Source organism: Mariniphaga sediminis (assembly GCF_003573545.1).
Taxonomy (GTDB): Bacteria; Bacteroidota; Bacteroidia; order Bacteroidales; family Prolixibacteraceae; genus Mariniphaga; species Mariniphaga sediminis.
In genome coordinates this window covers 12,457-27,186 of sequence record NZ_QWET01000001.1, presented here as the reverse complement: position 1 = coordinate 27,186, position 14,730 = coordinate 12,457, and the positions used below count along the sequence as shown (strand labels likewise).

The following is a 14,730-nucleotide window of genomic DNA, read 5'->3' as shown; positions in this document are numbered from 1 at the left end:
GTAAAAATACCACGTTGGATTAAAAATTAATTTGAGAAGGGAAAACAATCAACAGACTGCTATATTTGTTGGCCTGTGAATGAAAATCCAAGGAGATTTTGGAATAATAGGTTAATTTTGCACAATCAATTTCAGATGGAGTAGTATAAGCTTACTAGTGTCCATTGCAGCAGTATGACAAAAGAAGCTTATTGGAATTCTTTAGGACAAATAAGACCGATTGCTGAATATTAGTCGCTGTTAAAGCGAACCCGATTATGAAAAAGCTATAAAACGAAAAAAAGAATAGAACTAAATGGCTATGAAGATTTACTTGGTTAGGTTGGATAATATACTCTTTGCCTTCATTTTTATATTGATGTTTTTCTATTATGGACTTAATGAAACTCTTTTCGATCCTCCCCAGTCAGTTCATGTTTGGAGGCAAACGAACAGTTTATCGTTAACGCATAACTATTATCAGTATAAACAGCCTTTTTTTGAGCCTGAGATGCACAATCAGTTTGGTAATGACGGCACGTCAGGAAAAGCGGTTGGTGAGTTCCCTGTAATTTACTATTTCGTAGCTCAGCTTTGGAGAATTTTTGGAAAACATGAATGGATTTTTCAACTGTTACATGTTATAATAATCTTTTCAGGCTTGTTTTCTATATTCTATAGCTTGAAATACTTATTGAAAAGTAGTTTCTGGGCAGGTTTTAATAGTCTGATAACATTTACCTCTCCAATGGTAGTTTTTTATGGCCCCAAATTTTTACCAGATGTTCCAGCTCTCATGTTTGTTTTTATTGCGTGGTATTATATTTTAAGATTTATAAAGAAACGACAAGTTGTTAACCTATGGGCTTCTGCCTTATTTTTTTGCCTTTCGATGCTACTTAAAGTTACATCGGGTTTTTCGTTTATAGCCCTTGGGGGATGGCTGATTTTTGAATTAATTTTCCAGCATAAAAGTGACCGGATTTTCAATTTTAGATTGAAACATTTCCTTCCTTTTATTTTGGTTCTTATTCCTGTGTTTGCATGGTACTTTTATGCTGATTACTATAATACTGTTAATCAAGGACATTTTTCTACTCATGGAATATGGCCGTTGTGGACTACCACAAAAGAAAATATTTACAGAATAATTGACGTACAGAATAAAATATTTTTTAAGCAGCTATTTTTACCCTTCTTACAATATACAACACTCGTTATATGGTTCTTTTTGATCATTACAATCAAAAAATTACAACCGATATTCCAATATTTTATAATTGTTTTGCCCATTGGTTTTTTAGTTCAGGTCATTTTATGGTTTCAAATATTGGATTATCATGATTATTATCTGATTAACCAGATTGTTGTATTGGTTGCTTTCTGGGCAATATTTATTATTCGGGTTAAAAGCTTACTATCTTCGCTAAATTTCAGAATTGTACTCAAAGTCTTCTTTATTGCCTTTTTTATATGGAATGTCATAGCTTGCAGGGAACAGGTACAAACCCGATATGAAGGATGGATGAATGAGACTTATCATAAACATTTTAAAGCCTTATTGGTTATAGAGCCCAGCTTTCAGAAGTGGGGAATTGAACCGGAGGATAAAGTAATTTCTATTCCGGATTTTACAATAAATACCACACTTTATTATATGAACAGAAAAGGCTACACAGATTTCGCCAGTGACTTTTCAACACCAGAAACATTTTACAGACGAATTGAACAAGGCGCAAAATACTTGATAGTAAATGACTCCACATTATTAAAGTCAGAAATCATACAACCCTTCATAAAGGACAAAATTGGTGAATTTAAAAACGTTTCTGTATATAATCTTCAAAAATTGAAAACAAAAACAAATGATTAAATCAGGTTATTGTAAAAAGTTCGATTTTTTTACTCCCCATTTCTGCAACCTGAACTGTATTGAGGTTCTAAGAACACCTATCCCGTAAATGCTGCTGTTTTTGAAATTTATACTCGAAGCGTCATCGAAATATTTGGTGGGGCAGGTAATTTCGGCAATGTCGAAACCGGCGTACCAAATTTGTGCCAGCATCTGGTTATCGAACACAAAGTTGTCGGAGTTGGCATTGTAGTTCACCTTTTCCAGTACTTCGCGCGAAAAGGCACGATAGCCGGTGTGGTATTCCGAAAGCTTGGCGCTCATCATGATATTTTGAAAAAGAGTCAGTCCACGGTTGGCAATGTACTTTATAAGGGGCATGCCACCTCTTAGTGCGCCTTTCCCCAGGATACGCGACCCCAGCACTACATGGTAAAGTCCGGAAGCAATGAGATGGGCCATGGAGGGAATCAGTTTCGGGGTGTATTGATAATCGGGATGAAGCATAATCACAATATCCGCCCCCAGTTCAAGGGACTTGTTGTAACATGATTTCTGGTTTCCTCCATACCCTTTGTTCTGCTCGTGTACAATGATATGTTTTATCCCCAGCTTTTTACCCACTTCTACCGTATCATCTTTACTTAAATCATCGACTAGAATAACATCGTCAACAATGGAGAAATCGATTTCCCGGTATGTTATTTCCAGTGTTTTCGAAGCATTGTATGCCGGAAGTACCACTACCACTTTTTTGTCGTTAATCATTCTTCTGATTTTTTGTGCGACAAAAATAGGAAGAAAATAGGAGAGCAAAGGTCGTTTGTAATGGAAACTTTAAAGATGGGAAGATACTGCCACACCCCGAAGTCTTTTTTTGTTAAAATGGTATTTATTCACTCCGCCCTCAAAAAGGGGAGCAAAATACGTTAGCAAGCAAAACTCCGCAAGAGTGACAGTATTTTCTGAAGTTACGATTCATTCCTGCTGCTCACTCTCCTCTTCCTCCAATTTTGGTACGTACTTTTTTACGGCCCATTTAACCAACCGATATGATATCACAATAAGTACCGGCCAGCTAACCATCCACAATATTGGTGTAGTATACATTACTTTCTGTTTTTAATCAATAAACATGGGATTCTTCACTCATCTCTTCTTCGGTCACCTTTTTTCGATTCATTGCTTTCCAGAAATAAACGATGTAAGCAAATACAAACGGAATCATTAGCGAAACATAACTCATTACTGTCAGGGTAAACTTACTCGAAGAAGCATTTTGAATTGTCAGTGACGACTGTAAATCGGACAAAGACGGATAAAATGATGTATTATTAAACCCGGCAATGATAAAAAACGCAAATACCGTCAATACGGTACCTGTTCCGGCAAACCAAAAGCCTTTGCCACTTTTCATAAAAATGGTGGAAATAATCCCCCAAAGTACCCCTACAACACCCACCAGGAAAAACACCAAAACAAGAGGCATTTGAAGCAGGTTATGCAGGTACTTATATTTTTCCATAAATACCTCTCCGGTTTCAGAATGCACCGCAAAGCCCTCTTTCAGCAAAAGCCAAACGACAAACCAAAGAAAAAAGACCAAAAATGGAATGGTATTGTAGAGCAGTTGTTTTCGCGAACGGCTTACAATAGCCTCGTGATCCACCGTAAAAATAAAATAGAGAAGCCCCAAAATGCGGGCGAGAAAGAAAACAGCCAGGCCTAAAGCCACGTTGTGAAATGTTAAAACGGCTTCCAGACCGCGGGCCGGATTTTGCCAAAGTACCTGGTTCATTTCGTTAAGGGAAAACTCGGCTCCGTTGAAAAAGGTACCTACCGCTGTTCCTATAAGCAGTGTACCTAACAGACCGTTGACAACGAGAAATATTTCGTACGTTTTGGCTCCTAAAAAATTGGCCGGTTTCATCCTGAATTCATACGCTACTGCCTGCACTATAAAAGCGGCAAGAATGAGCAACCACACCCAGTAAGCCCCGCCAAAGCTGGTAGCATAAAACAAAGGAAATGAAGCAAAAAATGCTCCTCCAAAAGTTACCAGCGTAGTAAAGGTGAACTCCCATTTTCGACCGAGCGTATTCAGCAAAATGGTTTTTTCTCCCTCTGTTTTTCCAACAGAATAAATGAGCGTTTGTCCTCCTTGTACAAACGTAAGGAAAACAAACAGCGCGGCAAGAACTGAAATCAGTACCCACCAGTATTGTTGCAATGCATAATGTGATAAATTTTCAAACATATTTAGTTTCCTCCCATTTTAATGTTTTGGTCCGATTTTAATTTGCCGGAACATGATTTTCAACTCGGCAATCAGCAAAATAGTGAATAGCACAGCAAACAGCCAGAAAGTTGTTTGTACTGACCCTGCACTAATTCGGGTAACACCCGCCATTGTGGGCATAAGATCCTGAACCACCCAGGGCTGGCGGCCTACTTCTGCAACAATCCACCCGGCCTGACTGGCGAGATAAGCCAGCGGAACAGCGATAATAGCAAAACGGAGAAACCCCCTCTTTTCTGTAAAGCTTCCTTTTATCACATAATAAAATGCAAAGGCAAACAGCAGTACGAAAAGAAAACCCAATCCGACCATCAGGTGAAAACTATAAAAGGTAAGTGGCACACTGGGAATCAAATCGTTGGGGTCTTCAAAATAGCCGTACCCGAAGTACTTAAAATAATTATTCTGAAAATCCTCACTGGTTAGTTCTGCTTTCAAAGTGTTGGCCAGTTCTTTGTTTCCTGCCTTTTGCGCTTCTTTAAAGTCGAACAGTTTACTAATAGCCACTTTCCCCCGTTCAATTTTTTCGACCGCCGGCATGTAGCCATATTTTTCGTTCCCGTCAATTAAATCGTGAATCCCCGGTACAAAAGCATTCCAATCAAGAAATGCCATGTAGGAAAGGAAATTGGGAATTTCAATTTTCATGGAAAAGTCTTTCAGGTTCTCATTATTGGGGTCGGTTTCCGAAGTGGAAAAAAGTCCGACAGCCACCAATCCAGCCCCTTCACTGCCATTGTACAATCCTTCGATGGCAGCAAACTTCATGGGTTGGTCGTTGGCAATAGTACGGGTTGAGTTGTCCCCGGTCATAATTAAATAAAGCGACGAAACAAGCCCAAATACGCTGGCAATAAGAATACTTTTTTTCGCCAGCAGTAATTCACGCTTTTTCAGAATAAACCAGGAAGAAACGCCAATTACAAACACAGAGGCCAGCACAAACCCGGAGGAGGTGGCGTGCAGCCATTTATCCACTGCGACTTGCGAAAACAAAACATCCCAAAAATTTTGCATTTCATTCCGGGCTGTTTCAGGGTTGAAGACCATTCCTACCGGTTTTTGCATCCAGCCATTGGCGACCAAAATCCATAAGGCAGAAAGGTTAGCGCCGATGGCTGTGAGCCAGGTAGCCAGCAAATGTGTTTTTTTACTCACTTTATTCCACCCGAAAAACATGATGGCAATAAAAGTGGACTCCATAAAAAAGGCGAGGATTCCTTCAATCGCCAGGGGAGCACCAAAAATGTCTCCCACAAACCACGAGTAACTAGACCAGTTGGTACCAAACTCAAATTCGAGAATAATACCAGTGGCAACTCCGATAGCAAAATTGATCCCAAAAAGGGTCATCCAAAATTTTGTTACCCGTTTCCATTCTTCGTTGCCGGTTTTTACATACAGCGTTTCCATAAACGCAATGATGAAGGTAATACCCAGCGTAAGCGGAACGAACAACCAGTGATACATGGCAGTGAGGGCAAATTGCGCTCTCGACCAGTTTACTAAAGATAAATCTGCGATTTCGACCATAGTTATTCCTTTGGTTTTGTTAATATTTCCAATACATAATCACTCCGTTCCCGGTCGGTTTCAAAATTGGTTTTAAGAAAATTGGGAAAAAAGAAAACTTTAAGGATGGCAAACATGATAAACAATTTGATTAGAATAATAAGCCATACCTGACGCCCCCAACCGCTCATATTGTGGAATCCACTTATGTAAAAACTCCAGATTCGTTGAAGTGTATTTTGGTTCTTTTTACTCATGTCGGTTTTTAACAGCTTTCTGGTAAAAATACACGGTTCGTCTCGTTAAAATATGTTTTTAATATATGTTGTACAGCAATTTTAGGGGAAGTGGTTTGGAGACCAATGCTTTTCGCTATTTGCCATTTTATAAGTTGCAATCAAAAGTCGCTATTTCAGAATACGTTAGAAGCTTTTTTTGAACAAATAATTTTCGATTTAAACATTTGTTCACTAAATTTGATTGTTCAATTTAATAAGTGAATCAAAATATGAAACCGGTAACGCGTTAGTAAGCGAATATAGTGACTGACACTATTGTGTTTGCGGTGATGGGAGCCCTGATAGTTATCGGTTTCTTCTCATCGCTGTTTTCATTTACAAAAAGGAAATATTCTATATTCGAAAATGGGGGTTACACAACCATTAACAGATTTTACACTTTCGGTTCCTGACCGTTTCTTATATCAAAGGCCATTAATGTATTTCCCCGGCGTTGATACAAAATGCCGTTTTTAATAACCGGGTGCGAAAAATGCTCTTTGGTCCCACGGCTAATTTTAAACGAACTTTTCTGTTGTAGTTTCCCATTCTCGCAACTTAACAATGAAAGTTCTCCCCGCCAGTTATAATAATAAAGCATATTACCGGCAGCAACAACAGCGCCTGTTCCGGTTTTTAGTGAATCCACCACTTCTCCTGTTATTGCATCAAAGCTTTTTAAATCTTTTTTCCGGGTACCGCATCCGTAAAGGTAATTGTCCATTTTAACAAAACCGCTCATGTAAGTATCCAAATCGGCAGTACGCCAAAGTTCACTTATTTTTGTTCCGTCTTCAGAAAGCTGAAGTTTAACGCCACAATTTCCATCTCCAACGGCATAGTAAATATGTCCATTTTCGAATATCACATTGTTGCTGTGCGTATCGCCTATTCCGGGTTCGCGCTTTTCCTCCGGGGTATTTTCCTGCTGGTGAGCCCAAAGCAGTTCCCCGGTTTCCGCATCAATTCCCAGGAGATTATACGCAGAAAAAGTAACAAATATATTACGCTCAGGAAGTTCAATCAGGTTTCCCGGATTGTATGCAGAACGTTCGCCTTTGCCTTTACATGACCAGATAAGCTCCCCGGTATATCGATTCAGGGCCACTACGTTGTGCTCCTTTCCACCGGGCATACAGAAAACTTTTTCGCCGTTCACTACAGGCGCTTCCGAAAATCCGTGTATGGGAAGTATGCCGCCAAAGTCGGTTACAAAATCTTTTGACCAGACCATTTCCCCATTCTCAGATTTCAGGCAGGCCAGACCCCCCATGCCAGTTTCAACATACACTAAATCATCCACAACGGTGGGGGCCGAACGTGAGCCGGGATAGTGCTTTGACCACTCTTTCCCATATTTTTCTTTCCACAACAAATTCCCATTTATATCATAACAATACAACCAGGCCATACTATCTACTTCACCCGTAATAAAAATTTTGTTATCCGTGATGGTGGGGGAACCATAGCCGTTTCCAACCCCTTCGGCAAACCAAACCTCTTCCGGACCGTTTTCCGGCCACACAGTCAGAAGGTTTTCTCCATCGAAAACGCCTTTACGGCCTTCTCCGCGCCATTGGTATATTTTTGATTTCTGGGGAGTACACGCTGTAAAAAGACAAAAAGTAAATAGTATAAAAGATAGTTTCATTTTCTGATATTGATTTTCTTAACCAGTATACGAAATGTGTTTTTAATTACTGACACCTGGTAAAAATCAAAAAAACTATTCAGAAAAATCGAATTCTTTTTCAAAATAACGGTAAACGTCCCCGTAATCTTTCGCCTCCATCAAAGCCGCACGGAGCCTGGCTGCTCCCGGAAAACTGTTGAGATAAATTTTGTAAAAGCGTTTGAGTATATTGAAGTTTTTAATCCCTCCCCAGGTCTTTTCAAAAAGTTGTGTATGTTCCAGCAACTTCTGAATGCGTTCCTGTGCTGAGATTTCGTCTTTCTCCGGACTAAAAAACCAGGGATTCTGAAAAATTCCCCGACCAATCATCACTCCATCGGCATTGGTTTCTTCTATTCTCTTTAATCCATCGGAATAAGAATAAACATCGCCGTTCCCATAAACCGGGATGTGCGGTTTTAGCCTGTCTTTCACTTCAACGGCTTTGGCAATTTCTTCCCAGTTGGCGGTGCCATCCGACTGCATTTTTTGCGTGCGCCCATGCAGAATTATAGCGGCCGGATCAACTTCAAGAAGATGCTCCATCCATTCTTCGGTCTGATGTTCTTTAATGCCGGTACGGGTTTTTACGCTAACCGGCAAACGGGTTCCTTCTTTGGTTGCCAGAATAATTTCCCTGGCTAAATCCGGCTCACCAATCAGCGCACTGCAGGCGCCGGTTTTAATAATCTTTTTCACGGGGCATCCCATGTTTATGTCCAACCCGTCGAATGAATAATTTTCAGAAATATATTTTGCTATGTTATAATATACTTCCGGGTTGCGGCCCCAGATTTGAGCAACCAGTTTAATGTTTTGCCTTTTCAGCAGTACCCTTTCCGATTCGTTTACAATTAAACGCTCCGAAACCCGCTCCCTGCCCTTGGGATGGTTCATTCCTTCCACCGAAGTAAATTCGGTAAAAACAGCGTGAAGCTTCCCCGGTGTGGTCATTCCCGCGACAATCTCCCGGAAAACCGTGTCGGTCACGTCTTCCATAGGAGCAAGTAAAAATGCGGGGCGGTTAATATGCTGCCAGAAATTGTCCATTGTTAAAAAATACTGTTGCGGCTAAAATACGAAACTTCACCCAATAGGATGCACTCTACATTTTGCGAACGCCACTACTGTCATGTCAAAGATAAATTGTCTCGTACTGTCATTTCGAATCTGAGGCACGAAGATGAGAAATCTCAATATTGTAGCAGATTTCTCCCTGGGGTCGAAATGACATTCTGAAGCTGACATGACACTACCTTGTAACTGCTAAAAAAATCACACATCAATTATTTTCGGTTTGTTGTTCGGCCTTCACCAGCGCCAGGCTTTTCCGGTACTTCCGGCTGTTACCAAACTGATAGGCCCGGGGCCCTTTTGCCGTAGTGTTGCCTTCCTTTTCAGCCGTACACTCAGGTGTACAACAGCCATCGTATTTTTGGGCACATTCCGGACACTGAATAAACAGCAGGTGGCAACTGTTATTGGCACAATTGGTATGCGTATCGCAAGGGCTACCGCACTGATGACAATGCGAAATAATTTTTCCGTTAACACTCTCCCCCAGCCTTTCATCAAAAACAAAATTTTTTCCTGTAAATTTCGATTCGAGTTGGGCCGTTTTTATTTGCCTGGCATATTCCAGCACTCCCCCGTGCAGCTGATTCACATCTTCAAATCCCTGGTGTTTCAGAAAAGCGCTTGCTTTTTCGCAACGAATACCTCCGGTGCAGTAAAGTAAAATCTTCTTGTCTTTTTTGTCTTGAAGCAGGTCGGTTACCATTTCCAGTTCTTCCCGGAAAGTATCGGCTTCCGGACAAACAGCACCTTCAAAATGGCCGATTTCGCTTTCGTAAAAATTCCGCATATCCACCACGACAGTATTTTCTTTTCCAACCAGTTCATGAAACTCCAGCCCGCTGAGGTGTTTGCCCACGTTGGTCACATCGTATGTACCTTCGTCCAACCCATCGGCTACCAGCTTGGGGCGCACTTTTATGGTGAGTTTATAAAACGACTTTCCACTATCCTCAATGGCATACTTGATCGGAATATTTTTTAGAATGTCATATTTCTCAAGGGTCAGCAGGAACTTATTAAAGTGATGTTCCGGCACACTCATTTGGGCATTAATTCCTTCCCTTGCCACATAAATTCGTCCGAAACAATTCAGGGCAAACCAGTCACGGTAAATGTCGTCCCTGAATCCTTGGGGATCGTCGAGATAATGATAGCGGTAAAATGATATGGTTTTCCGGCTGAAGGTTTCTTCCATCAGCTCCTTTTTTAATACCTCCCTGTCTATTTTGTTGTGCAACTGCATTGTTGTCATTTTTGGGAGGCAAAAATAATGCATTTGGCAAAAAGAACAATAAAAGAGATTTTATTCTGAATAAGAAATAAAAAAAGCACAGCCAAATTATGACTGTGCTAAAAATATTTTCACCAACTTAAAAAGTTACTGCTGCCTCATTGGAACAGGTAACACCATCTGATTCACACACTTCAAACACAAAGGTTCCGCTTATTCTTCCCAGGTTAAGTGTTTCCGATCCATCGTTTGAAACGGTATCGTAAACAGAACCGTTCATTTTTATAACAACATTGTCTCCGATAGCGCCTTCCCATGACAGGTTAACGTATCGGACCCCTCTTATTTTCTCGCCGGCTGCCGTAAGTGTAATTCCAGTCCCTGTATTTTCTGAAACGGTTACATTTTGAGACGAAGAACCAGTAGCGCCTTCATTATCCGTTACTTCCAGCAAAACAGAAAATGTTCCCCCGGCATTATATGTGTGTCCCGGATTCTGTTCGGTTGACGTGTTACCGTCTCCAAAATTCCAGTTCCATTCAACCACAGAACCACCCGGATCGGTACTGGTATCGGTAAAAGTTGCGGTTAAGCCTGAGGTTGTATAAGTGAACCCGGCTGATGGTGGAGTGTTTACTGTTCCGCCACTTTCGTTGTCAATGGTAACACCGAAGCGGTTGAGCACGACACCGATGGGAGTAGCAATAGTATGCGTTGAGCTACCCGCAAATAATAAACCGACCGGACTGTTACTACTGTTGTCAGTAACTATGAGGGATCCAGAATCCCCTCCATCACTAAAATCCCCGGGAGTTATGGTTATTTGATCGACAAACCTGGCCGCTTGCACACATTTGAACGGACCGCGCGACTGGTAACAAACATCAACCGTCACGTTTATTTCTGAGATCGTCCCGTGGGTCCAGCCTGTAGTACGGCCATATTTTTGAACATCCAGGCCGATGGCAGCAGAGACGGTTGTCGATCCCGGAGTTCCGTAAGCATCTGCCGGAGTGGAAGTCCCCAAAGTTCCGGTGGAACACAGTGCAATTGCCGCATCCATCAGGTTATTTTCAGAAAAACTAATGGGTTCAAAATCATATAAAGTGCCAATAGCATCTGCCGGATCGCTCCCCCCATCGTAAGGGCCGGGTTGCAGCACGTTGTCGCCAATAGAAGCCTCATTTCTGTTGGCATAAACATGGTTATTACTTAACGCGAAAACATTTCCTTCGGCATCTTTAACCCGGCAACCAATGGTTCCGGCAGTGATATCAGGATGGCCGGTTGAAACGCCTATTGGTACAGGACGAGGAAACCATGAAGTTGGCTCGGCATAAGCCTTAAACATACCTGTTACTTTCGAAACGACAGGTACATTCTCAACAGACACAGGCAATGCAGTAGGCCTCGCACCTCTTCCCACATTTTCAATGGATATATCGGGCCGGTGTTCAACTTTTGAGCGTGTGTAAATAACAATGGCCGGCACCCCATCATCATTAAGGCCTGTGCCCATTCCCACTACCTCCGGGTTGCGGAACAAAGCGTTGGAAATTTTATCCTGAAGATTGACAACGGATTGTACCTTCTCCACAGCAATAGCTAATCCGGGCGGTTGCTCCCATTGTAAAGGACCAACGGAAGAATCATAAGGTTCATTACATGTCTGGAAAAGCGTAACCAATAGGAGGACTGCAAAAACCCTCAGCAATAATTTTTTCATCTTTCCGATTTTAATTTTGGTTTGACCTATACAATATCCGAATAAAATCTCAGATAGAAAATATTTTCTGCGATGAAGTTTTTCGAGGGGGCAGCAATCAAATAGTTTGATTATTAAATAGTTTAGTCATAGCATTACTTCGAAGTAATGCTATGACCACAGGCCAGTTTTAAATCTGTCCGGCCAGGAATTCGGTTACGGCAATTTCAATCCGCGAATTGATTTTTGATGTCTCCGACTTTTCAAACTTGTCACCGGTAATATTCTCAAACAGTTCGATATAACGTTCCGATACAGACTTTACAAAATCCGCTGACATTTCGGGAACGGATTGTCCTTCTTTTCCCTGGAAACCGTTTTCAATGAGCCACTGACGCACAAACTCTTTTGAAAGTTGTTTTTGCGGTTCGCCGGCAGCCAGCCTTTCCTCATAGCCTTTAGCATAAAAATAGCGGGATGAGTCAGGTGTGTGGATTTCATCGATAAGATAAATCTTCCCGTCCTTTTTCCCAAACTCGTATTTGGTATCCACTAAAATCAATCCTTTTTCTGCCGCCATTTCAGTACCACGCTGAAACAGTTTTCGGGTATAGTCTTCCAGCATTTCATATTCTGCTTTGTCAACCAATCCCTGGGCAATAATTTCTTCGCGGGAGATGTCCTCATCGTGCCCCTCATCGGCTTTGGTTGTTGGAGTAATAATCGGCGCGTCAAACTTTTGATTCTCCTTCAATCCTTCGGCCAATGGCACACCACAAAGCGAGCGTTTTCCGTCGCGGTATTCGCGCCATGCATGCCCTGTCAGGTAACCCCGGATAACCATCTCCACCTTGTAGGGTTCGCATTTATGACCTACCGTCACATTAGGATCGGGAGAAGCCACTTTCCAGTTTGGAACTATATCGGCAGTGGCGTCAAGAAACTTTTCTGCGATTTGGTTCAGCACTTGTCCTTTGTAAGGAATCCCTTCGGGCAGCACCACGTCGAAGGCCGAAATGCGGTCGCTGACCACCATCACCAAAAGGTCGTCGTTAATATTATATACGTCGCGCACCTTCCCGTGATACACGTTTCTTTGTCCCGGAAAACGAAAATCAGTCTTTGTTAATGCGTTGCTCATTCTTGTATTATTTTTAGATTGTTTAATTTTCCCTGTTTATTTCGATTCTGGTTTTAATTCAAATAACACGCTTCCACTGCACTTTGCTTATTGCTCTGTCTTTTTTCCTCTCCCTCTTTCTTCTTTTTCTTCCGCCCGGCTTTCGTAATATTTCTCGTACGCATCTACGATATCCCTTACCAGCCGGTGACGAACAATATCATTTTTGTTAAACTGAACAACTGAAATCGACTGAATGTTTCGAAGTAATTTCATGGCAAAAATCAACCCTGAATTACTCCGTTTGGGCAGGTCGATTTGCGTTACGTCCCCTGTAATAATGAATTTGGCATTCAGCCCCATCCGGGTGAGGAACATTTTCAACTGATTAATGGTTGTATTCTGTGCCTCATCGAGAATGACAAAAGCATTGCTCAAAGTTCTTCCGCGCATAAATGCCAGGGGAGCAATCTCGATAATACCGTCCTTCAAAAAATCTTCCAGTTTGCGCGGCGGAATCATGTCCTGAAGCGCATCGTAAAGTGGCTGAAGATACGGATCAATTTTTTCTTTCAGGTCACCAGGCAGGAATCCCAGGTTTTCACCAGCCTCCACTGCGGGACGACTCAGGATTATTTTCTTGATCTCCCTGTTTTTTAGCGCCCTGACTGCCAAAGCAATGGCCGTATATGTTTTACCTGTACCTGCCGGACCAATAGCAAAAATCAGGTCGTTTTTAGTGCTGTCCTCCACCAGTATGCGCTGGTTGGGCGTACGTGCACGTACCGGTTTTCCACTATTCCCGAAAACAATAATGTCACTCTCCGAAGTTCCGTTTTCTTCCAGCGAGGAGATGCCGGTAGAAAGTATTTGCAGTATCGCGTCTTCGGTTAATACATTAAACTGATAGTAGTGATCGAGCAAAAGTGCAAACTTTTTTTCAAAACTATTTATCTCTTTCTCTTCGCCCTGAATGTATAATGAATGACCACGTGCTGCAATTTTTATTTTTGGGAACCCCCCTTTAATGAGGTCCATTTTTGTATTGTTAATCCCAAAAAATTCCAGAGGGTCAATGCCTTCCAAATAAATCTGTTTCTCCAATCTTATTTCTTAAATTATTAAACGCAGCTCAAAATTACAAAATAAATTTATCTGTTTTGTATCGGTGTGTTTTTGACAATAAACAAATGTACGTAAGTCCCTGTTTAAGTAAACAAAAATATCTATTGATGGAAGTTTATTCTGAAAAAAAATACAATTACCGAAAAATCCTGCAGAAAGAATAAATCATGAATTACAGACTTTTGCCTTGCTCCCATTCCGGGGTATTTCCACCCCATCAAAATGTAATTTGACAGAAAAATATCCAAAACGGCACAAGGTAAAAATCAGTTGATAAAAATTTTACAATTAAAAGTGATTTGGCTAATATTGTACTGAGATTAACGTATGACTAAAACGGATGAAATACTGCTCTCCCGGATAAAACAAGATGATTACTCCAGTTTTAACCTTTTGTTTTTCAAACACTATGCATCATTGTGTTCTTTTGTTACCACCATTGTAGCTGACTCAACAAATGCAGAAGATATTGTGCAGGATCTTTTTATAAAACTTTGGTCTGATCGCAAAAAAATAGTGGTTTACAAAAACACAAAACATTACCTGTTCAGGGCTGCAAAAAATAGTGCACTAAACTTTTTAAGGACAGAAAAAAACCGTAAAAAGGCCATAAACAGATTGGAGGACGCGGATTTTCCTCAGGAAACAGAAGATTTGACACAGGAAGATTTTCTGCAAAAACTGGAGAATTGTATTGATCAGTTACCGGAGCGGTCAAAAGAAGTACTTCTTCTGAGTCGTTTTGAAAAACTAAAACACAAAGAGATAGCCGAAAGGTTAGATATTTCGATAAAAACCATCAAAAATCAACTTTGGAAATCCCTTAAATATTTAAAATCATGCCTGGAGGTCAAAAGCGCCTTCTGATACTTTGTGCTGC

Annotated in this window: 13 protein-coding genes; 2 read left to right on the top strand and 11 right to left on the bottom strand. The window is 41.1% G+C overall.

Annotated features, from left to right (window positions below; genetic code table 11):
• Positions 1–295 precede the first annotated feature (295 nt).
• A complete protein-coding gene (locus D1164_RS00110) occupies positions 296–1,852 on the top strand; it encodes an ArnT family glycosyltransferase (RefSeq protein ID WP_119347902.1) in 1,557 nt (518 codons plus the stop codon).
• Between the two features lie 6 nt (positions 1,853–1,858).
• Here the strand turns inward: D1164_RS00110 and D1164_RS00105 are convergent, their stop codons facing one another.
• The 11 genes from D1164_RS00105 to D1164_RS00060 all read right to left on the bottom strand — a co-directional run bounded on the left by D1164_RS00105 (position 1,859) and on the right by D1164_RS00060 (position 13,763).
• Positions 1,859–2,599, bottom strand: a complete 741-nt coding sequence (locus tag D1164_RS00105) for a glycosyltransferase family 2 protein (RefSeq protein ID WP_119347901.1) — start codon at positions 2,597–2,599, stop codon at positions 1,859–1,861.
• A gap of 210 nt (positions 2,600–2,809) precedes the next feature.
• Positions 2,810–2,941 (bottom strand): hypothetical protein, encoded by a 132-nt coding sequence (locus tag D1164_RS24085; RefSeq protein WP_262707156.1) that lies wholly within the window; start codon positions 2,939–2,941, stop codon positions 2,810–2,812.
• Positions 2,942–2,957: 16 nt separating this feature from the next.
• Positions 2,958–4,088, bottom strand: a complete 1,131-nt coding sequence (gene cydB, locus D1164_RS00100; RefSeq protein ID WP_119347900.1) for a cytochrome d ubiquinol oxidase subunit II — start codon at positions 4,086–4,088, stop codon at positions 2,958–2,960.
• Positions 4,089–4,106: 18 nt separating this feature from the next.
• Positions 4,107–5,663: a cytochrome ubiquinol oxidase subunit I gene (locus tag D1164_RS00095; RefSeq protein ID WP_119347899.1), complete on the bottom strand. Its 1,557-nt coding sequence runs from the start codon at positions 5,661–5,663 to the stop codon at positions 4,107–4,109.
• Positions 5,664–5,665: 2 nt separating this feature from the next.
• Positions 5,666–5,899, bottom strand: a complete 234-nt coding sequence (locus tag D1164_RS00090; protein WP_119347898.1) for a DUF4492 domain-containing protein — start codon at positions 5,897–5,899, stop codon at positions 5,666–5,668.
• Positions 5,900–6,314: 415 nt separating this feature from the next.
• Positions 6,315–7,571, bottom strand: a complete 1,257-nt coding sequence (locus D1164_RS00085) for an outer membrane protein assembly factor BamB family protein (protein WP_119347897.1) — start codon at positions 7,569–7,571, stop codon at positions 6,315–6,317.
• A gap of 75 nt (positions 7,572–7,646) precedes the next feature.
• The gene (locus tag D1164_RS00080) at positions 7,647–8,642 is read right to left on the bottom strand and encodes a tRNA dihydrouridine synthase (RefSeq protein ID WP_119347896.1); all 996 of its coding nucleotides are present in this window, start codon (positions 8,640–8,642) and stop codon (positions 7,647–7,649) included.
• A 232-nt stretch (positions 8,643–8,874) separates the two neighbouring features.
• Positions 8,875–9,921, bottom strand: coding sequence for an oxygen-dependent tRNA uridine(34) hydroxylase TrhO (gene trhO / locus D1164_RS00075; RefSeq protein WP_241558234.1), 1,047 nt, complete (start codon positions 9,919–9,921; stop codon positions 8,875–8,877).
• Between the two features lie 118 nt (positions 9,922–10,039).
• Positions 10,040–11,626: a PKD domain-containing protein gene (locus tag D1164_RS00070; RefSeq protein ID WP_119347895.1), complete on the bottom strand. Its 1,587-nt coding sequence runs from the start codon at positions 11,624–11,626 to the stop codon at positions 10,040–10,042.
• Between the two features lie 169 nt (positions 11,627–11,795).
• Positions 11,796–12,746: a phosphoribosylaminoimidazolesuccinocarboxamide synthase gene (locus D1164_RS00065; RefSeq protein ID WP_119347894.1), complete on the bottom strand. Its 951-nt coding sequence runs from the start codon at positions 12,744–12,746 to the stop codon at positions 11,796–11,798.
• Between the two features lie 87 nt (positions 12,747–12,833).
• Positions 12,834–13,763 (bottom strand): PhoH family protein, encoded by a 930-nt coding sequence (locus tag D1164_RS00060; RefSeq protein ID WP_119348310.1) that lies wholly within the window; start codon positions 13,761–13,763, stop codon positions 12,834–12,836.
• A 414-nt stretch (positions 13,764–14,177) separates the two neighbouring features.
• On the opposite strand from D1164_RS00060, the gene D1164_RS00055 reads away from it, so the two are divergent.
• Positions 14,178–14,717: an RNA polymerase sigma factor gene (locus D1164_RS00055; protein ID WP_119347893.1), complete on the top strand. Its 540-nt coding sequence runs from the start codon at positions 14,178–14,180 to the stop codon at positions 14,715–14,717.
• The last annotated feature ends 13 nt before the right edge of the window (positions 14,718–14,730 follow it).

Bases quoted from the DNA above. Each gene is read 5' to 3' on its own strand.
- D1164_RS00110 (WP_119347902.1), top strand. From the start codon at position 296: ATGGCTATGAAGATTTACTTGGTTAGGTTGGATAATATACTCTTTGCC.
- D1164_RS00105 (WP_119347901.1), bottom strand. From the start codon at position 2,599: ATGATTAACGACAAAAAAGTGGTAGTGGTACTTCCGGCATACAATGCT.
- D1164_RS24085 (WP_262707156.1), bottom strand. From the start codon at position 2,941: ATGTATACTACACCAATATTGTGGATGGTTAGCTGGCCGGTACTTATT.
- cydB (WP_119347900.1), bottom strand. From the start codon at position 4,088: ATGTTTGAAAATTTATCACATTATGCATTGCAACAATACTGGTGGGTA.
- D1164_RS00095 (WP_119347899.1), bottom strand. From the start codon at position 5,663: ATGGTCGAAATCGCAGATTTATCTTTAGTAAACTGGTCGAGAGCGCAA.
- D1164_RS00090 (WP_119347898.1), bottom strand. From the start codon at position 5,899: ATGAGTAAAAAGAACCAAAATACACTTCAACGAATCTGGAGTTTTTAC.
- D1164_RS00085 (WP_119347897.1), bottom strand. From the start codon at position 7,571: ATGAAACTATCTTTTATACTATTTACTTTTTGTCTTTTTACAGCGTGT.
- D1164_RS00080 (WP_119347896.1), bottom strand. From the start codon at position 8,642: ATGGACAATTTCTGGCAGCATATTAACCGCCCCGCATTTTTACTTGCT.
- trhO (WP_241558234.1), bottom strand. From the start codon at position 9,921: ATGACAACAATGCAGTTGCACAACAAAATAGACAGGGAGGTATTAAAA.
- D1164_RS00070 (WP_119347895.1), bottom strand. From the start codon at position 11,626: ATGAAAAAATTATTGCTGAGGGTTTTTGCAGTCCTCCTATTGGTTACG.
- D1164_RS00065 (WP_119347894.1), bottom strand. From the start codon at position 12,746: ATGAGCAACGCATTAACAAAGACTGATTTTCGTTTTCCGGGACAAAGA.
- D1164_RS00060 (WP_119348310.1), bottom strand. From the start codon at position 13,763: ATGGACCTCATTAAAGGGGGGTTCCCAAAAATAAAAATTGCAGCACGT.
- D1164_RS00055 (WP_119347893.1), top strand. From the start codon at position 14,178: ATGACTAAAACGGATGAAATACTGCTCTCCCGGATAAAACAAGATGAT.